The organism is Akkermansiaceae bacterium (assembly GCA_024233115.1).
Lineage (GTDB): Bacteria > Verrucomicrobiota > Verrucomicrobiia > Verrucomicrobiales > Akkermansiaceae > Oceaniferula.
In genome coordinates this window covers 80,806-98,791 of sequence record JACKQB010000004.1, presented here as the reverse complement: position 1 = coordinate 98,791, position 17,986 = coordinate 80,806, and the positions used below count along the sequence as shown (strand labels likewise).

General features: G+C 56.9%; 17 protein-coding genes. 5 read left to right on the top strand and 12 right to left on the bottom strand.

Annotated elements, in window-relative coordinates; genetic code table 11:
- Positions 1-86: 86 nt before the first annotated feature.
- The 4 genes from H7A51_11455 to H7A51_11440 all read right to left on the bottom strand — a co-directional run bounded on the left by H7A51_11455 (position 87) and on the right by H7A51_11440 (position 4,182).
- Positions 87-1,409, bottom strand: coding sequence for a Gfo/Idh/MocA family oxidoreductase (locus H7A51_11455; GenBank protein MCP5536831.1), 1,323 nt, complete (start codon positions 1,407-1,409; stop codon positions 87-89).
- 34 nt (positions 1,410-1,443) lie between these two features.
- Positions 1,444-2,001: a hypothetical protein gene (locus H7A51_11450; GenBank protein ID MCP5536830.1), complete on the bottom strand. Its 558-nt coding sequence runs from the start codon at positions 1,999-2,001 to the stop codon at positions 1,444-1,446.
- Between the two features lie 189 nt (positions 2,002-2,190).
- Entirely contained in the window at positions 2,191-3,471 is a 1,281-nt protein-coding gene (locus H7A51_11445; protein ID MCP5536829.1) for a DUF445 domain-containing protein, read from the bottom strand.
- Between the two features lie 18 nt (positions 3,472-3,489).
- Positions 3,490-4,182, bottom strand: a complete 693-nt coding sequence (locus H7A51_11440; GenBank protein MCP5536828.1) for a 16S rRNA pseudouridine(516) synthase — start codon at positions 4,180-4,182, stop codon at positions 3,490-3,492.
- Positions 4,183-4,245: 63 nt separating this feature from the next.
- Here H7A51_11440 and H7A51_11435 point away from each other — a divergent pair, with 63 nt between their 5' ends.
- The 3 genes from H7A51_11435 to H7A51_11425 are packed head-to-tail and all read left to right on the top strand — an operon-like array spanning position 4,246 to position 5,763.
- Complete coding sequence (locus H7A51_11435) at positions 4,246-4,824, top strand: hypothetical protein (protein MCP5536827.1); 579 nt, start codon at positions 4,246-4,248, stop codon at positions 4,822-4,824.
- A gap of 37 nt (positions 4,825-4,861) precedes the next feature.
- Positions 4,862-5,416 (top strand): hypothetical protein, encoded by a 555-nt coding sequence (locus tag H7A51_11430; GenBank protein MCP5536826.1) that lies wholly within the window; start codon positions 4,862-4,864, stop codon positions 5,414-5,416.
- 17 nt (positions 5,417-5,433) lie between these two features.
- Positions 5,434-5,763 (top strand): MGMT family protein, encoded by a 330-nt coding sequence (locus H7A51_11425; protein ID MCP5536825.1) that lies wholly within the window; start codon positions 5,434-5,436, stop codon positions 5,761-5,763.
- Between the two features lie 252 nt (positions 5,764-6,015).
- Here the strand turns inward: H7A51_11425 and H7A51_11420 are convergent, their stop codons facing one another.
- Together H7A51_11420 and H7A51_11415 are read right to left on the bottom strand one after the other, a co-directional pair.
- A complete protein-coding gene (locus H7A51_11420) occupies positions 6,016-6,942 on the bottom strand; it encodes an alpha/beta hydrolase (protein ID MCP5536824.1) in 927 nt (308 codons plus the stop codon).
- Positions 6,943-7,013: 71 nt separating this feature from the next.
- Complete coding sequence (locus H7A51_11415) at positions 7,014-8,342, bottom strand: sulfatase (protein MCP5536823.1); 1,329 nt, start codon at positions 8,340-8,342, stop codon at positions 7,014-7,016.
- A 101-nt stretch (positions 8,343-8,443) separates the two neighbouring features.
- On the opposite strand from H7A51_11415, the gene H7A51_11410 reads away from it, so the two are divergent.
- A complete protein-coding gene (locus H7A51_11410) occupies positions 8,444-8,617 on the top strand; it encodes a hypothetical protein (GenBank protein MCP5536822.1) in 174 nt (57 codons plus the stop codon).
- Positions 8,618-8,707: 90 nt separating this feature from the next.
- Entirely contained in the window at positions 8,708-9,310 is a 603-nt protein-coding gene (locus H7A51_11405; GenBank protein MCP5536821.1) for a hypothetical protein, read from the top strand.
- A 12-nt stretch (positions 9,311-9,322) separates the two neighbouring features.
- On the opposite strand, the gene H7A51_11400 is transcribed toward H7A51_11405, so the two are convergent.
- From H7A51_11400 to H7A51_11375, 6 genes are all read right to left on the bottom strand, one after another.
- The gene (locus H7A51_11400; protein ID MCP5536820.1) at positions 9,323-9,898 is read right to left on the bottom strand and encodes a hypothetical protein; all 576 of its coding nucleotides are present in this window, start codon (positions 9,896-9,898) and stop codon (positions 9,323-9,325) included.
- Entirely contained in the window at positions 9,882-10,340 is a 459-nt protein-coding gene (locus tag H7A51_11395) for a hypothetical protein (GenBank protein ID MCP5536819.1), read from the bottom strand. Before H7A51_11395 ends, H7A51_11400 begins: the two co-directional genes overlap by 17 nt.
- A 13-nt stretch (positions 10,341-10,353) precedes the next feature.
- Positions 10,354-12,072 carry a DUF3592 domain-containing protein gene (locus tag H7A51_11390; protein ID MCP5536818.1) on the bottom strand — a complete coding sequence of 573 codons (1,719 nt, stop codon included), beginning with the start codon at positions 12,070-12,072 and terminating at the stop codon, positions 10,354-10,356.
- Between the two features lie 38 nt (positions 12,073-12,110).
- Positions 12,111-13,076 carry a tryptophan--tRNA ligase gene (trpS, locus tag H7A51_11385; protein MCP5536817.1) on the bottom strand — a complete coding sequence of 322 codons (966 nt, stop codon included), beginning with the start codon at positions 13,074-13,076 and terminating at the stop codon, positions 12,111-12,113.
- A gap of 322 nt (positions 13,077-13,398) precedes the next feature.
- Positions 13,399-14,418 carry a transposase gene (locus H7A51_11380; GenBank protein ID MCP5536816.1) on the bottom strand — a complete coding sequence of 340 codons (1,020 nt, stop codon included), beginning with the start codon at positions 14,416-14,418 and terminating at the stop codon, positions 13,399-13,401.
- A gap of 276 nt (positions 14,419-14,694) precedes the next feature.
- Positions 14,695-17,985 carry an efflux RND transporter permease subunit gene (locus H7A51_11375; GenBank protein ID MCP5536815.1) on the bottom strand — a complete coding sequence of 1,097 codons (3,291 nt, stop codon included), beginning with the start codon at positions 17,983-17,985 and terminating at the stop codon, positions 14,695-14,697.
- Position 17,986: the final 1 nt, after the last annotated feature.

Below are 17,986 nucleotides of genomic sequence, written 5' to 3'. Positions count from 1 at the left end.
GGTTTCTTTTTTATCGTCGCAGGCGCTGAACATAAAGGCCGCGGTGGTGCCGAGGATGATGGATGTGATTTTGGTTGTGGTTGGTTTCATACTTGTAGTTGTTCTGGGGTGAAGATGATGGGTTCTTTTTGAAGTGCGGATGGGTTCACCCAGAAGATGGGTGCTTCGCTTTCGAAGGCGTGGCGGGCGTCACAGTTGAGTGTGGCGTCACCACGGACGGAGGCAAAGAAGTTTTCCAGGTGGTTCTGGTGAGGGGGTTTGTTGAGCACGCCGGGGATGGTGAACTCCTCGGGCGCGGCGGAGGCGTAGGAGGAGATACCATCGGTGGCCTCGGGCTTGGGCGGCGCGGGTTTTCTGCGCAGGTAGCCACGTTGGATGAGGTCGTCCCATTCGGGGGCGGTACTCTCACGGAAAATCGAGCTGCTGGCGGCCGACTCGGAAATCTTGATGGTGGCATCGGTGCCCATGAAGCTCTCGTAGAAACCGCCGCCGGCGCTGGTGGTGGTGAGCACCTGGTAGAAGGCGCGGACGGGCCCCTGTTCGGAGTCGTATTCAAAGATAGCCATGACGTTGTCAAAGTGCTCGCGGGTCTTGAAGTAATCGTTTCCAGCGGAGGCAAAGACGGACTTCGGCTGGCAGCCGAGGAACCAGTTGAACACATCGATCTGGTGGGCACCAAGGTCCGAGATCGGGCCGCCGGAGAGATCGCGGTAAAAACGCCAGTTCATAAACTGGTGCATGTCCTTGAAGCCGTATTTAGCGAGGCGATCGGAATCAATGGTGAGTCTCTTGCTGTATTTGATGTCCTGGGAGGACTTGACCGCACGGTTCCACTGGCCGTTGATATTGACGATGGTACCGCAGATCTTGTGATGGTTGATCAGGTGGTCGAGTGTGTAGCGGTAGCGCGGGTTGCTGCGGCGCTGGTGGCCGATCTGGCAGAGTTTTTTGTTCCGTTCCATGGCACGGACCATGGCGCGGGCACCGTCGATGGTGTTCGACATCATCTTCTCACAATAGACATGCAGTCCGGCGTCCAGACACTTGACGGTATGGGGTGAGTGCCAGAAGTCGGGCGTGGCAACGATGGCGACATCGAGACCTTTTTCCTTTTCCAGGAGCTCATCGATGTCGGTGTACTTGGTTGGCATGTGGCCTTGGAGAGCCTGGACTTTTTTGGCTCCGCCGTCCAAATTGTAGTCCCAGATGTCACAGACCGTTTGGAAGTGGATGCCGGGGATGTTGGACATGGCCTCGAAGAGCACGCGGCCCTGCTTGCCCATGCCGATCAGGGCAACGTTGACTTTGTTGTTATTGCCTTCAGCGGCCTTCAGGATGGACGGGGCACCCAGGATCAGTCCCGCGCCTGCGACGGTGCCGCTTTTCGATAAAAATTCTCGTCGTTTCATGGTGGATTCAGGTGGAATGAGGTTGGCTGGCTGATTACCACTTTTTGAGGATGCAGAGGCGGTTGTGCTTGGACCAGTTGAGCGCCATGGCGATCATGATCACGTGGATGCCGAGCCAGGCGACGCCCGAGTCTTGTTTGATCAGGATCAGGCCCCAGGTCAGGCTGACATAGAGCAGGCCCAGCAGAAAGAGGCTGACGCGGCTACCAATGCCAAGGAGGATGGTGATGCCGAGGATAAGCAGTGCGGGTCCGAGCACGAAGTCATAGACCTTGAGGGCCCAGCCCATCATCAGGGGTTCGCCTGCGAAGGTGTCTTTCATCGACTCAGGGATGCCGTGGTAGTTGTCGAGGGCGTAGCCTTTGGTGCTGGCGACCTCGGTGAGGTCGGCGTCATAGGCTTCGCCGTCGATCTGGACAGCTTGCTCGCTCATGACCTTGCCGGCGAATTTTTCAATCCCGGTCTGGAGGGCTCGGACACCTAGCCAGAGGCGGAGCAGGAGGGTGGCGAAGACGACACCGAGGCAGTCGTGGCATTGTTTCGCTTTGGATTCCTGGCATGCTTCGGCGGATTCTGTTGACTCTTTGGACATGGTGTTGGGTGGTGTGTTGGTTGCTGGTTCTCACTAGTTGATCGCCCCAGGCTGGAAAAGTGCCATGGTGGCGGAAAGTTGTTCGTCGTCGTAGTATACGCAAATGGGCCTGTGCGCTTTCAAATAATATGCGTCAGATTCAGTGCCAATATGCGTCATGTTTCCCCTGCGAGTCAAGTGCAGTAAAAGTCACCAGATGGCTTTACCCAGGATATGGAGAAGGACACCCACCAATCCCCCGATGAGGGTGCCGTTGATGCGGATAAACTGGAGGTCGGGGCCGACTTGTTGCTCGAGCTTTTCCATCAGGGTGTCCGGATCCCAGTCCTCGATGGTGCGTCGGATCATGGTCTCGAGGTGCTCTCCGTGCTGTTCGAGGATGCGGGCGATGCCGTCGAGCAAGACATCTTCAATATTGGTCGCAAGGGCCGGGTTCTGGTCGACGGCTTGTCCGAGGGAAATGATGGTGGTTTCAAGATGCTCAATGCTGGCTGGCTGATCGCGGCTGAGGTCGTGGTCGAGGCTGCGGCGGAGTTGTTGCCATAGTCTGTCAGCGAGCTCCCTGCTCTGGGGGTCGCCGAGCCATTGGTCGCGGATGTTGGTCAGTTGGTGGGCAAGCTCCGGATTGCTGTCGAGCTGGTTTTGCGCGGCGATGATCTGTTCATGGATGATGTCCCAGAGTGGTTCCGTGGGGTCGTTGCTGGCGGCGATGAGTTTTTCCTCCACACTGCCGGTGGCGCGTTCGGAAATATCCTCGGCGATCGCCTTGGAGAGTTTTCCGAGCAGGGGGATTTTCTTGAGCGGTGCTTTGCGTCCGGCAGCCTCTTCGATCCGTTCTTTGTTGGATGCCAGGGCGTTGGCGGTTTGAACTAACAGCGGGGCGAGTAACTGGCGGTAACGGTTCTCCGACAACAACCAGTCGAGCAGTTTGGTGCCCAGCTCGTTTGGCTGAATGGTACGGAGTAAATCGATCAGCCGGGTGGTGATACGGCGGTGGGTGCCGTGGTTTTCCAGGGTGTTGAGTGCGGTTGGGATGGTTTCGACGGTTTGGCGGGCGAGTTTGTTAGCCTGTTCCCGGGATGTCATCCAGTGGGCTGTTTTCTGTACAAGTTGGAGTTCACGGACCTGTTTGCAGATGCGGTCGGGGGTGAGGAAGTTGCCCCTGACAAATTGTGCCAGCGCGCGGCCGATGCGGTCTTTTTCCCGCGGGATTACAGCGGTGTGCGGGATGGGAAGCCCCAGTGGGTGGCGGAACAGGGCGGTGACCGCAAACCAATCAGCCAGGCCACCTACCATGCCGGCCTCGGAAAAAGCCCTCAGCCATTCAAGCCACGGCCAGGTTTCCTGGTAGCTGCGAGCAAAGACATACATCGCGGCCATCGCGGCAAGCATGCCACCTGCGGCAAGCTTCATGTGTTTCATGCGTGCGGCCCGATAAAGGGCGGCTTCACTGCTGGAAAGGTCTATCATGCCTGGGTGGGTCTCTCTTTATCCGGCTACTGTCGAGGCTACTTCATCACGGGTCAAATACCTATATGCTCCGGGCTCCAGAGCGGGGTCGAGCTGGATGTTTCCCATGGAGAGTCGATGCAGTGAGGTGATCCGGTTGCCCACGGCATGAAACATGCGCTTGATCTGATGGTATCGCCCCTCGTAGATGGTGATTTTTGCCTGGTGGGTGCCGAGGATCTCAAGATCCGCCGGTTGGGTTGTCAGGTCTTCGTAGGCAAAATAAATACCACGGGCAAAACGGGTGTGCGTGTCCTCGGTGATGGGGCCGGCGGTGGTGACGAGGTAAACCTTGGGCACCCCCTCCTTGGGTTCTGTCAGCTGGCGCGACCACTTCCCGTCGTTGGTGAGGATGAGCAGGCCGGTGCTCGCCCTGTCGAGTCTGCCTGCAATGTGCAGTGTTGTTGGTTCATCGACCAGGTCCAAGACGGTGGGATGTAGTGGATCGGTGGTGGCGCTCAGATACCCCGCAGGTTTGTTGAGCATGATGTAAACGGGGGTCTCATCTTGCAGTAACTCACCATCCAGGGTCACCTGGGTGAAGTGGCCAATCTCCCGCTGGGAGTCTGTTTCCGGCGTTCCGTCGACGGTGACGCGCCCGGCTGCAAGGATGCGGCGCACCTCATATTTTCCATGGGGTGTATGATGATAGAGAAAGCGGGAGAGTTTCATACCGGGGGATATTTAGATGTTGCCAACTTGACGGCAGGGGGTCGAGCAAGGATACTGGCTGTTATGAAAACCCTCATCCTGCCCCTGATTGCCATTTTTTCACTCGGTGTCGCCGAGGCCGCCCCGAATAAAAAAGATCCCATTGAGCAAGGGCTGCGTGATGCCTATGACGAATATAAGAAAAAAAACTACGGCCAGGTAAGCGACAAGCTGCGGGAGCTGATTAAATTGTTAGAAGAGAAAAATGAAAAACGTGCGGAGGTGGTATTACCTGAGAAAGTGAAGGACTGGCAGGGTGGTGATCTGGTCCGTGAAGACCTGGAAGTTCTCGGTGGTGGCCTGTCAGTCAAACGCCACTACCAGAGCGGGCGCAAGAATATCATGGTCAAGCTGGTCAAGGATTCACCTCTCGCCGATAAGATCATGAAGTTGCTCACCAATGATGCTCTGGTGCAGCTGAGCAAACGTAAAACCCACACCATCAATGGCGTGCGCGCCGTGATGGAGAACGAGCGGAAGCTGCAAATGGTGATAGGTGATGAAATTCTGTTGGAGGTGGTGGGCGATAAAGATACAACGGAGCTTGATGTGGTGGGATTTACACGTAAGCTGGACATCAGTCTGATGAAAAAAATGAAGTGATGCAAGGTCACTCGATGAACTAACCATACTGGAAACGATGATTAAATATATAACAGTCCTTGGAATGTGCGCCGTGTTAACTTCCTGCGGCTCGACCGGTGGCGGCGGTCGAGGTGGAGCCGCAAGGGGTGGCAGTGATGCCGCCGCAGTCAGCTGGAAGGCGGTTTCAGGGGTGACGACCACGGTCGATGGTATGCGCGAGGTGATGAAAGCCACCGTCAATGACCAGGAGGTGGTTGCCATGCTGACGTGGCGCGATTACAGTGCCAGGCTCGATGGCACCGTCACCAAGTGGTATGGTGACATGGCATCGCCGCCACCGAAGTTCGTCGCCGAGTCGCTGATCATTTCCATCGATGGCAAAGGCGTGATCGTACCGCAGTCGAAGACCCGCTATCTGGCCTCCCAGTGGATGAATGAGTCGAAGCATCTGGGTTTGGTGATGAAGGGTGACAAGCTCTGCGTATTTGTCAACCTGGGTGATGGTGGCGAGAGTTGGACGGCGAGTTACGTTGTGGACCCTGCGACCGGGGCACTGGTTTCCCATGCTGTCGAAGACGGACCTGCGTTTCATAACCGCTTGATGCCTTGAGGTGACCGCTTGTAGCCATGAAACGATCGCCGACAGCATTCGAGCAACGTGTATATGATCTTGTACGCAGGGTTCCCGCTGGCAAAGTGGTGACCTACGCTACGATGGCGCGTGCGCTCGACTGCGGCTCGGCCCAGGCGGTCGGGCAGGCGTTGAAAAGGAATCCGTATGCACCCGGGGTGCCATGCCATCGGGTGATCAGAACAGACCTGACCCTGGGTGGTTACGCAGGCAAAACAGACGGAGCCAAGTTGAGGGAAAAGCGATCCCTGCTAAAGGCCGAAGGGGTGGAGTTTGATCCGTCTGGCAGTTTGATCAATAAGCGCGCTGTGCATCATTTTAAGTAGTTGAATAGTTGGCTGATGGACGTAACCATAGGTCAGAAGTTAGCCGGTGGGTTGCTCGGGTTCTTTGAATTGCTGGCCATCATAGCGGTGGGTCTGTTTTATTGTTTTGTCACCCTGATCTGGGTCATCTTATGAAGAAACGGCTCAAGAAAATGGGTTTTCAATAGCAATAGTTTATCATGAAGTGCGGAAGCAGGCTTTAGCACTCCAAATTATGTGAGAACAGTTCAGCTGCGGAGTATGGATTGCAGGTTAGCGGATACGTTTGATGAACTTATCTAACATAACAGGCCAGTCGGCGGCGAGGTCCTTACCGGGTGTTCCCATACCGAATCCGTGTTCCCTGGCCGGGTAGAGGTGGAGCTCGCAGGGCACCTTGGCGCGGGTGGCGGCGGCCGCCAGATTGATGCTGTTCAGTGATTTGACGGGGTCAAACTGGTTGTGGACCAGGAACATCGGCGGGGTGTCTTTGGTGATGAGGCGTTCGGCGGAGAGAGCGATCTTCTCCTGCTCCGTCGGGTTGTTGCCGAGGATTTTCCTGGTGCAGCCATGGGCGTAGGGTTCGATGGCGCTGATGACGGGATAGATCATCGCGGTGAAAGCCGGCTTGACGCTGATGTCGCTCACCGGATCGCCTTCCAAGGTGTCGTGATAGCGGGTGCCGACCATGCTGGCGAGATGGCCGCCGGCGGAGAAACCGATGACACCGACCTTGTGAGGGTCGATTTTAAACTGTGCCGCGTTTTTCCTGACATGGCGCATCGCCTGGCGCGCGTCTAACAGTGGTCCGGGAAACTGGTAAGCCTTGTCCCTGGTTGATTTGCTCACACGGTAACAGACGACAAAGCTGGTGATGCCCTTGCTGGCGAAAAAACGCGCCACGCGGTCGCCCTCTTTTTTATCGGCGAGAATGTTGTAGCCGCCGCCGGGGAAAATAAGCAGCCCGTGCCCCGTGGCCTTGGCGGGGTCGGCGGGGAAGACCCGCATGAACGCGCGACTGGTCTCACTGATACGCTCGGGATCGACCTGGACATAGGGCTTGTGCTTGTAGGTTTCAGAGAATCCGGGGACCTTGTCCGGCCAGAGTGGGATGGGATCGGCGTGGGACATGGAGGCGGCGAGTAGCAGACTGGAAAAAAGAAGGGTGAGCGGCTGGTGCATGGTCGATAGGGTGGTCATGAGTTACAAAAACTGCCAGTAGTCAGCAGTCAGTAGTCGCCGGCGGTGTGGGCGGGCTGGATCATCATCACTCACTTGATCAGGTTGTGTTGCTCGTGCGGATCCTTGGCCAGGTCGAACTTGAGGTAGGGTTTTCCTTTTTTGAAAATGGTGTGGCTGTCCTGGGTGATGGTGGACTTGTTGCCGGCCCAGAATGAGTTGGCGATGCCGTCGCTGTCCGCCGAGGGGTCGTCGACGGTTGGCACAAGGGATTTGCCATCGAGGTGGGAAGGTAATGCGATGCCAGCGACCTGACAGAGAGTCGGGTAGATATCGATGGTCTCGACGACGGCCTCAGTGGCCTTGCCGGCGTTTTTCTGTTGTGGCACTTTGATGATCAGCGGCGAGTGAAGCGCGGTGTGATAGAGGTGGTGTTTGCCCCAGATTTTCTTTTCGCCCAGACTGAACCCATGGTCGCCCCAGAGAACCACGATGGTGTTGCCGGCCTGCGGATTTTTTTTCAATGCCGCCAGCAGTTTTCCCACATTGTCGTCCACGTAGCTGGTGCAGGCGGCGTAGTGTTTGCGTGCCTTGAGCGCCTGGTCGGAGTCTTTGCGGGGGTCGGGACCGATGTAGCTCATAAACTCGCCACTGGAGTGCCAGAGGGACGGGCCGACGGGTTTTTGGGGCGACGGGATGGGAGGAAACTCGACATCCTTGTAGAGATCGAGAAAACGCCTGGGTGCGGTGAACGGGAGATGGGGTTTGATGAACCCGACCGCCAGTAGCCACGGTTTGCCGGACTTGCTGAGCTGGTCGAGCTCGGTGAGGGCATTGGCGGCGATGAGGTCGTCGGGGTAGGCGGGTGACTGGGTGGTGGTTTCCACAACGGGGTTTTTCCCCTTGATACGTGGTTTGCCCCCGGCGTAGCCGTGCATGGCCGCCTGGGGTGTTTTCCAGGGGCCGCAGGGCATCAGGGCCCGGGTCCAGGCGCCGGGGATTTCAGGTTTCGAGGGGTCGTTCCAGTTCCTGCCGGCGTTGCCACCGGGGTAGTGGGAGATTTTTCCGATCGAGACCGTGGTGTAGCCGTTGGCTTTGAACGTGTGAGGTAAACTGGGGGCGGCGTCAGGTTGGTTGAAGTAGTTTTTCGTCTGGTCATTGTTTGCCCGGGCGGGTGGATAGAGTCCGGAGAGCAGACTGAAGCGGGAAACACCACAGGTCGGCGCCTGGACGTAGTGGCGTTTGAAAACCCGGCCCTGGCTGGCTAGTTGGTCGATGTTTGGTGTCCGGATGTGTTGATGTCCGTATGCCGGCAGTTGCGTGTTCAGATCATCGATGCAGATGAGCAGGATATTGGGTTTTGCCGCAATCGGAGAAGCGAGCAGACCAATAACAAATGCGGTGAGGGAGAGAATTTTCATAGGGTTGGTAAGTGTCTGTTACGTAGGAAGCAGCGTCGACATTTCAGTATGATTTTCAATCGAAAATTGACATTGATAGATTATATGGCTAGTGGACATTCATGAGGCATCTACTGGTATTCGGATTGTTGCTGGCTGGGATGACGGGAGCATCGGCTGGTTTTAAAATACCCAGTCACGTTTATAGAACCGGCAAATTGGATGAGGCGGTCGCCGAGGCCCAGAAGGAACAAAAGGCACTGGCGTTTGTTCTGACCGATGAGGCTTCTACGTGAGGCCCTTGTAACGCTTCCAGTTTGGAGGCTTTTAAACGCTTAAAGAAAAACTCCGTGATCGTCTATGTGGATTCGGAACAAAAGGATGGTATGGAATATCTTTCCCCGGTGGTTGTGGGTGGACTTTATGCCAACTCCATGGGGAGGACGATACCCAAGGTGGTGGTGGCGTCACCGGACCAGACACAGCTGTTTGCGGCGATGAGCTACGCCCAGACAAAGAATGAGAAGGCATTCAGAACGGTTGATGCCTTGGTGAAAGCGGCGTTGGCAGGTGATGTCAAGGGCGGCCCCAAAGACGCCATTGAGAAATGGCCGCTCTTAAAGAGTGGTAATATGTACACTGGCAGGTTCGTGGAATTCAAAGAGGATAAAAATCTTCTCATACTCAAAGCCAACAAAGGAAAACCGATGAAGATTCCTTTTCAGAAGCTATCAGCGGGCTCCAAGGCCTATGCCCGACTCATGGCTGCTGGAGGTCCTGAAGCAGCAAAGCCACAAGCTCCTGCTGACGGGTATCCCATTGAATCATGGGAGAGCGCCAAGGGAGGCAAGTCTATCCAGGCCAGGTTTGTTTCCCTTCAGGACGGCAAGATCACGCTTAAAAAATCTGACGGCAGCCAAGTGACTTTCAGTCTGACCCTGTTGTCGGAAAAAAGCCAGCAGCGTGCTAATGAACTGGTTGGTGAATAACGAGGTATTGTTTCATAGGTTCCCGACTGCGTCGTAGCACCTCAACAGGACCTCGCGGATGTTGCCATGGGTCTGCTCCCACCAATCAACGAGGTGGGGAGAAAGCTGCTGGTAGTGGTCTGCGGCAAGATGCTCGATGCAGAGTCGGAGGATACGCAGATCAGGATCAAAATGAAGTAATTCCGGGAGTTTCCCACCCTCGTGTCGTGATACTAACAGACCACTTGTCCGTGATGTGAGTTGATAAAATCTCCGTCGCGCCAGCCAGCTGAGCTGCTCTTCACCATCGAGGATGACGGTGCTGTCTGCACAGTTTTCCAACTGTTGCCAATGCCCTGGGCTGAGGTCGCGTTGGTCACGGTTCAGGAAGAAGCAGATGACGTGGTCGCCTTGTCCGGTGAGCCGTTTTTTCCACGCATCAATGAAGGTGGTTTTACCCGAGCCATGCCGACCTGTGAGTGTGCCGCGGTGATTGTTGTTTTTCCATCGCCCGTCGATGGTATTCCAGTCGGTCCCCGACCATTCGGGGCGGAATGCGAGCAGTCGCTCGACTCGATCAGTGGCAAAGGGATTATCGCGTGCGTTCACTGCGTTTTTGCTTCATTTTCCGGCGCAGCCAGCTGGCTTTTTTGTCGCCTGTCACCGGGTTGTCGAGACTGGTCAGCACGATTTCCCGACCATTGGGTGTGAGTGTGAACTCGCGGCGGATGGAGGTTTCCCCGGGTAGCAGCACCGCCTCAAGCGCCCAGGTCAGCGAGATGATTTGGCCTGAAAAGCTGTATGGCTCGTTGGGCAGGGTGAAGGCGAACTTCTCACTGCCCTGTGAGGGTGCCGTGGGCGAAACCGGCCAGGTAAGCTCGTCGATCAGTTCGATGTCCTGGGTGCCCCTGCCACTGGTGAACCAGAACAATCGTATCGCAACGTTTTTTGTGCCGGCCGGGCTGTTCCATGCCAGGGTGCCCGAGATGGTGTCACCGGGAGTGAACTCGGTGTTGTCGTAATCGACCTGGATGTGCAGCGGTTCGGGCATGATGGAGGTTTTGTTAGTTGGCGATATCGGATGGACGGACCTTGATGTCATACTTGTCAGACACGTCCGGCCAGACGGAGATTTCACCTTTGACGTGCACCGACCACTTGATGCGGTTGTGTTTGGACTTCCATGTCGGCATGATAGGCATAGTGCCGGTATCGAGCCTGATCTCGGCGGCTCCTGAAATGCTCTTGCGTGGATCCGGGGTGTCGATCAGGGCTTGCTCGTAGAAGACCTCGGTTTCCGTGACGGTGTCGGTGCCACGCTGGTACTTGGCCTCCTCTTCACCCACCAGGTAGATGGCGAAGCGGGTCAGGCGATGGGACCCTCCGGACAGGCGCCATGCCAGCTTTGCCGGCTCACCCAGGGTGATGTCGCCCGGTGTCAGGGTGAGCTTGGGGGACGGGTTGAACAAAGCGAGGAAGCGGTAGAAAACGTGGCCAATGAAGCCGAGTCCGATCAGCACAAAGGGGGTGATGAAAATGGTGAGAAACCACTCCGGATTACCGCGCTGCCAAGCCTTCACCGCCTGCCAGACAAAGACGGAGGTGATACCGTTCCAGAACAGCGCGAAGGCGATGGCACCGAAGAACCAGCCGATGCGTTTGCCTCCCGGGCTGAAGGTGCGGCGGGCGGAAACAGGGGAGTCGGCCACGCTGTCCGGGGTTTGCCGCAGCGAGTCGAAGGAGTTGTTTCTGGCAAGCAGGGTGTTGGCAGAGTGGCTGAGGCCGCGGTTTTTTACCTGGGGTTTTTTGCGCAGCATCCACCACAGTCCGCCGACGCCGACACCGATGAACGGGATCGGAAAGAGGGCGAAGAGTGCCCACCAGCCGAGGTCGCGTTCCAGCAAGGCCTGCCAGGGCTTGTCGGGATTGACGTAACAGGTGATTTTTTTGCCTTTCGGGTGCTGGTTGACCTTTTCCTGTTTGCTGTCGCGACCGCTAGAGCTGCCGGACATGAGTCCGATGGTGTTAGATTTGTATTGTTTCCCCCCGAACTCGTAGCCGTAGAAAATATCCACACTGTAGGTCGTGCCATCGTCATCGCTGTGGGATTGTATCCGGCTCCAGATGACCTCGGCGGGTGTTTCCCGCCAGCCTTTGGCATCGGTGTATTTGATCCATTGCGGGATGACGGCAAAGACCAGCACCCCGAGTCCGGCCAGGCCAAATGCGGAGAAAAAGGGAATCATGATGGCCCTGGGGGCGTCGCCACTGCTTTTTTGCGATGACAGGGCGGAGCTTTCATTTTTCTTCTGCTTGCGAGAGAAGATGATCATGCCAATACCGATCGCGACAAAGCTGGCGCCAAAGATGGCAAAGACAAGCCCTCCCCAGGCATCGCCGGAGCCGGCTAAAAGCACTGACTCCCCGGGCGACTCAGGATTGACGTGACAGCTTTTCAGTTTGCCGTCGCGGTGTTGTTCGATCAGTCCGGCGAGGTCTTCGTAGTCGTTTTCCCCGGTTTGATCGGCCCAGACCCGGTCGCCCGTGTGGGTGACTCCCTCCCACTGGTAGGTGTACAGGATGGACGGCTGGAAGGCGGGATCGGTGTTGGGATTGGCAACGACCTCAAAGCTGGTCACCTCGCAGGGAGTCTCAGGCCACGCCGCACGATTGAGGGCATCATAGCCGGTCTTGAGCCCGATGATCAGGAAAATGGAGCTGAACGCCGTCCAGAACAGTCCGAAAACCAGCAGGCCACGAGCGGATTTAATCGTCTTACTCACGTCTTCACCTGCTTACTTTATTTTTCCAACCCGCGTCTTTACCTGAGCCCAACTGCCTTGCGCACGCGGTCGAGCACCTTGACCGACTCGGCCCGCGCTTTCTCAGCTCCCTTGGCGATGACCTCGTGTACGTAGTCGAGGTTGTTTTCCAGCTCTTCACGTTTTTCTCTAACCGGAGCAAAGTGTTCCCAGTAGGCGTCGAAGACACGCTGCTTGAAGTCGCCGTAACCAAACCCACCCGCCTCGTGGTCGGCGATCATTTGCTGAAGCTGGGCCTCATCGGCAAATAGTTGATATAGCGCGATAATCGTCGAGCCATCGGTCGGTTTCGGGTCCTCGACCGGGGTGGAGTCGGTGACGATACGCATGATCGATTTTCGCAACGCTTTTTTATCCCCCGTGAGCGGGATAGTGTTGTTGTAGCTCTTTGACATTTTCTGCCCATCGAGTCCGGGCACCACGGCCGTGTGCTCCTTGATCTGCGCCTCGGGGATGGTGAGGGTATTTTCGCCAAAGCGGTCGTTGATCTTGCCGGCGAGGTCGCGGGTCATCTCGAGGTGCTGTTTCTGGTCCTTGCCAACCGGAACCAGCTCCGCGTCATAAAGCAAAATATCGGCCGCCATCAGCGTGGGGTAGGCGAACAGCGCGTGGTTGGCGTCGAGGCCTTTGGCGATCTTGTCTTTGTAGGAGTGGGCGCGCTCAAGCAGTCCCATAGGGCAGACGGTCGAGAGAATCCACGCCAGCTCGTTCACCTCCGGGATATCCGACTGCCGGAAAATGGTCGCTTTTTCAGGGTCCAAACCACAGGCGAGGAAATCGATCGCCAGGTTTTGGATGTTGGCTCGCAGGGTGGCGGCATCGGACATGCTGGTCATCGCATGATAGTCTGCGATAAAGTAAAACGCGTCGCCTTGATCCTGGAGTTGAACCGCAGGCTGCATGGCGCCGAAGTAGTTGCCGATGTGAAGTTTGCCGCTGGGCTGGAGACCGGTGAGAATACGCATGCGTTTTGGTTAACTGGTCATCGGCCATTGGTCAATAGGCATCACCCTGAGTGTGTGTTTTCGGCGGGTTGGGCCATGACAAATTCGTCCGCCACTCCTCACGCGGGTAACGCGTCAAGGGCAAGGCGATCAAGCCAGGGGTGTTTGAACCGCGAATGGACGCGAAAAAACGCGAATGAGGATGATTGCTTATTGAAGCTGGCTTGATTTGATTTTCAGCCAGAAAATATTCACGATTTTGAATGGTTAGGATATGAAAGCAAAGAGTGGAAAGCAAATGAGAGGGGACCCGTGGATGCAAGCCATCGCTTCCTCGTTAGAACTAATCACCTCCCCGGCCTCCGTTGATGACATACAAGATCCCTGCCATTGCTTTGTTGTCGTCCGGGCCGACATTTTTTTCCAAGGGCTTTGCCCCCTGCCGTCGACCGGGACCAAATTTACCACGGTTTTTTTCATACACTCCGCTGACGAACTCCTGACTCCCGATCACTGCTCCACTGGTAAAATACTTCACCCTGCTACGCAGCAGTTCATAACGGGACAACCTCCCGCGCCGTGCCAATTCCTTTTTCACTTTCTCCTTCGGAATGCCTTTCCTCGCATTCACCTGATAGAGCTTGTCTTCTTTCACTTCTTCGCCGTCCGTCATCAGCCAGCAACGATACCACGCAGCACTGTCGTGTTTTTTATCAGTCCAGCTGTCCAGAGGCCTGTTCATCACCTGACAAAGCCCGCGACGTGCCCGCTTGCTGCCGGCCACTGCCTCCGCATAGCCACACCAGCGGTAATCCTTGGGATCCTCCACAATCCCCGCTCTCACAGGGTTCAGGTCTATGTAAGCGGCCATCGTCTGCAAAGCCTCCCCGTCCTGCACTAACACACTCTTGAAGCGGTCCATCCACAGCGTGCCCCGGCGGCCGTGTTTCTTGTTATACCACCGGCTGAACCTCTCCTTCACCTCCTTTACAAACAGGCTCAGATCACAGAAGCGGCGACGGTATTTATCCAGAAACTTCTCCGCATCAGCCTCCATCTTGTGCTCACGCATCCAGGCCAGTTCCTCCCTGACACGGCTCACATACGCCTTGCTATAGAGGGTGGAAAGATGCTGTAAAAGCCGCTCCTCCCCGGCACCCGCCTTCTCACCCTCGCGATCATTGAAACGTTCCAAGAAGCTTTCCTTGTCTGGCACCCTCAGCAGGACATGAAAATGGTTGTCCATCACACAATAGGTCAAAACCTTCACCCCGCAGAAGTTCGCCATACGCCACATAATACGGCGGAACGCCTCCTTCTCCTCCGCCTCGAACAGGAAATCTCCGCCTGTTGTCCTGCTCATCACATGGTAGCAGTAATCGTCCTGGTCACCACCTAGGATTCTACACCGCCCACCCGACCAGGATCTATAAATCCGCCCGCCCGCCCCCATCATATGCCCGGTCTTGCAGTCAACCTTCCCAAGGTCGCTTAACCCCCGTATTTTCTTGCTATGTGTCCTTTTCATAGGCTCAAGTTATACAACTTTCACGGGATATCAACTACTAAATGCCTGGCATATAGTAGTTGGGCATATAGTAGGGCAAATGATGGTGAGCTGTTTGATTCAGGGGGGCACTTACACCCGGCCACGCTCTCCTTTTTTCCGGTAGGCCATGAAATAGAGTACCGGCACGGCCATTCTGGAGAGTAGGAGACTGGCGATCTCGCCGGCCATCAGGGCGATGGCGAGGCCCTGGAAAATGGGATCGGTCAGGATCACCGCCGCGCCCACCACCACGGCCATGGCGGTGAGTAGCATGGGGCGGAAACGGACCGCGCCGGCGTCGATCACCGCCTGGTCGAGTAGCATGCCTTCCTTTTGCCGGAGTTCGATGAAATCGACCAGGATGATCGAGTTCCGGATCACGATGCCGGCGCCTGCCATAAACCCGATCATGGATGTGGCGGAGAAAAAGGCCCCCATGGCGCCGTGGGCGGGCAGGATGCCGACCAGGGAGAAGGGGATCGCGGCCATGACGATCAGTGGTGTTAGAAAACTTTTGAACCACCCGACCATGAGGATGTAGATGATGACCAGCACCACGGCAAAGGCGGCACCGAGGTCGCGGAAGACCTCCAGGGTGATATGCCATTCACCATCCCATTTTACCGACGGGGCGTCGGATGATTCCGGGAGTTTCAGGTTATGGATGGGAAGGGTGGCCGTGGCACCGCCAAACTCACGCGCGTCGAGGGCGGCGAGTTTTTTGTTCATCTGCAGAATGGGGTAGACCGGGCTTTCCTGCGAGCCGGCCACGTCGCCGATCACGTAGGTGACTGGGAGCAGGTTTTTGTGGTAGATGGCGCGGTCGATGCTTTTTTTATCGAGGGTCACCAACTCGCGAAGCGGCAGCAGGTGGGAATCGCCCGACCGTATATTCAGTGCCAGCAGGTCTTCCGGTGACGTGCGCGCGGCGCGTGGGAGCTGGAGCACAATGGCGACGGGCTCCTTTTCCTCGTCGAGGTGGATCAGGTCGACCGGCATGCCGCCGGTGCCGATCTGGAGGGTCTGGGCGATGGTTTCCGCGGTAATGCCGTGAAGTGCCGCCTTTTCCTTGTCGACCTTGAAGCTGACCCGCTGCTGGGGGGCCTCGAGATACCAATCAACATCCACCACGCCTTCGGTGGATTCAAAAATATGTCTCACCTCGCGGGCGAGTTTTTCGCGTGACTCCAGTGTTGGGCCGTAGATTTCTGCCACCAGGGTCTGCATGACCGGTGGGCCGGGGGGCACCTCCGCGACGGCCACGGCCGCACCGTGTTTTCTCGCGATGGCGGCGAGTCGGGGGCGGACCCGTTTGGCGATATCATGGCTCTGAGCGTCCCGGTCGTGTTTGGGTAACAGGTTCACCTGGATGTCAGCGTAGCGTGAGCCGCTGCGCAGGAAGTAGTGACGGACCAGGCCGTTAAAGTTATACGGCCCCGACGTGCCGGCATAGATTTGGGTATCGATCACTTCGGGCTCCCCGGCAATGGCAGTGGCGAGATCGCGTGCCACATTGGTCGTGGATTCCAGGCTGCTACCCTCCGGCATGTTGAGCACCACCTGGAACTCGCTTTTGTTGTCAAAGGGTAGCATTTTCACCTTCACCCAGCCGATTCCGACGCAGGCCATGCTGGCTAACAGAAGGATGACCGTGATGATTAAAAACCCCCAGCGTGCCCAGAAACGATGCAGCAGGTGATCCATGAACCAACGATAGGACCGGGTGAAGAGGTCTTCTTTGCCCTCTGTTTTAGCTCCATGACCCGTCGCTTTGAGTAGCCTAACACCCGCCCATGGCGTGACGATGAAGGCGATCAGCAAAGAGAACAGCATCGCCGAGCTGGCACCGATCGGGATCGGCCGCATGTAGGGCCCCATCAGTCCACCGACAAAGGCCATCGGAAGAATCGCGGCAATCACCGCCCAGGTGGCGAGGATGGTCGGGTTTCCAACTTCGATGACAGCCTCCACCGCAACGGGAAAACGGGTCCGGCCTTTGTTTTCGGGCAGCCGGTAGTGGCGCACGATGTTTTCCACCACCACGATGGCGTCGTCCACCAGGATGCCGATGGAGAAAATCAGAGCAAACAAGGTGATCCGGTTCAGGGTGAATCCGTATAGGTAGAAAACGAGAAGTGTTAGTGCGAGGGTCGAGGGGATGGCCACGGCCACCACAAACGACTCCCTCCAGCCCAGGGTCAGCAAAATCAACAGGCTGACGCTGAACACCGCAATCCCCATGTGGAACAGGAGCTCATTGGATTTTTCCTTTGCTGTGTCGCCATAGTGCCGGGTGATGGTAACATCGACATTGTCGGGGATGAGGCTCCCCTGCATGGATTCCATACGGGCGAGCACCGCCCCGGCCACGGTGACGGCGTTGGTCCCCGGTCGCTTGGCCACGGTGAGGGTGACGGCTTCCTCGGGTGTGCCTTGGTTGGCGACATCGGTGTGCAGCACAAAGGTGCTGCGGTCGCCAATCCCGTCGTGGATCGTCGCGACATCACGCAAGTAGACGGGGCGTTGGTTGCGGGCACCAATCACGAGGTCGCCGACGTCCTCAGCGGAGCGCAGGAAACCATCGGTCTCGATCAGGATCTCCATACCGTTTTGTGTCAGGGTGCCGGCACTGGTTTCCCGGTTGGCCTGATGGATGATGGGTGCAATATCCGCGATGGCGAACCCGCGTGCCGCCAGACGCGAGGGGTCGAGATCGACCTGCACCCTGCGTTTTTCTCCCCCGATGATCGTGGTTTCCGCGACATCGGGAACCGCCTTGATCCGATCCTCGATCTCCGCGGCAAGACGGCGCAGCATCACCGCACCAAGCTCGCTGGAATGGATGGTCAGCGCGAGGATGGGCACGTCATCAATCGACCGGGCCTTGATCAAGGGCTTGGTGACACCGGGCGGAATGATGTCGGCATTTTGCGCCAGTTTCTGGTTCAACTGCAGCAGCGCGGACTCGACGTCGTAGCCGACCAGAAACCGGACCACGACCAGGCTCTCCCCAGGTGTCGAGGTGCTGTAGATGTATTCGACACCGTCAATTTCCCAGAGCAGCTTCTCCATGGGTCGGCTGACCCGGTCGGCCACTTCACTGGCGGTGGCGCCGGGCATCGACACCATCACATCGATCATCGGGACCTTGATCTGGGGTTCTTCCTCGCGCGGGAGCAGGAGGACGGCAAAAACACCTAACAACACCGAGCCGATGATGATCAGCGGGGTGAGTTTGGAATCGATAAACATCGCTGCCAACCTGCCCGCCAGCCCGCTGGGCTTTGGCTGTCCGCTGGGCTTTGGCTGTCCGCTGGGCTTTGGCAGCCCACTGGGTTCCTGCTCGTTAGTAGGCGAAGACGAATGACCGGACTTAGCCATG

Excerpts from the sequence above, each read along its gene's own strand:
- H7A51_11455 (MCP5536831.1), bottom strand. The coding sequence starts at position 1,409 with ATGAAACGACGAGAATTTTTATCGAAAAGCGGCACCGTCGCAGGCGCG.
- H7A51_11450 (MCP5536830.1), bottom strand. The coding sequence starts at position 2,001 with ATGTCCAAAGAGTCAACAGAATCCGCCGAAGCATGCCAGGAATCCAAA.
- H7A51_11445 (MCP5536829.1), bottom strand. The coding sequence starts at position 3,471 with ATGATAGACCTTTCCAGCAGTGAAGCCGCCCTTTATCGGGCCGCACGC.
- H7A51_11440 (MCP5536828.1), bottom strand. The coding sequence starts at position 4,182 with ATGAAACTCTCCCGCTTTCTCTATCATCATACACCCCATGGAAAATAT.
- H7A51_11435 (MCP5536827.1), top strand. The coding sequence starts at position 4,246 with ATGAAAACCCTCATCCTGCCCCTGATTGCCATTTTTTCACTCGGTGTC.
- H7A51_11430 (MCP5536826.1), top strand. The coding sequence starts at position 4,862 with ATGATTAAATATATAACAGTCCTTGGAATGTGCGCCGTGTTAACTTCC.
- H7A51_11425 (MCP5536825.1), top strand. The coding sequence starts at position 5,434 with ATGAAACGATCGCCGACAGCATTCGAGCAACGTGTATATGATCTTGTA.
- H7A51_11420 (MCP5536824.1), bottom strand. The coding sequence starts at position 6,942 with ATGACCACCCTATCGACCATGCACCAGCCGCTCACCCTTCTTTTTTCC.
- H7A51_11415 (MCP5536823.1), bottom strand. The coding sequence starts at position 8,342 with ATGAAAATTCTCTCCCTCACCGCATTTGTTATTGGTCTGCTCGCTTCT.
- H7A51_11410 (MCP5536822.1), top strand. The coding sequence starts at position 8,444 with ATGAGGCATCTACTGGTATTCGGATTGTTGCTGGCTGGGATGACGGGA.
- H7A51_11405 (MCP5536821.1), top strand. The coding sequence starts at position 8,708 with ATGGAATATCTTTCCCCGGTGGTTGTGGGTGGACTTTATGCCAACTCC.
- H7A51_11395 (MCP5536819.1), bottom strand. The coding sequence starts at position 10,340 with ATGCCCGAACCGCTGCACATCCAGGTCGATTACGACAACACCGAGTTC.
- trpS (MCP5536817.1), bottom strand. The coding sequence starts at position 13,076 with ATGCGTATTCTCACCGGTCTCCAGCCCAGCGGCAAACTTCACATCGGC.
- H7A51_11380 (MCP5536816.1), bottom strand. The coding sequence starts at position 14,418 with ATGAGCAGGACAACAGGCGGAGATTTCCTGTTCGAGGCGGAGGAGAAG.
- H7A51_11375 (MCP5536815.1), bottom strand. The coding sequence starts at position 17,985 with ATGGCTAAGTCCGGTCATTCGTCTTCGCCTACTAACGAGCAGGAACCC.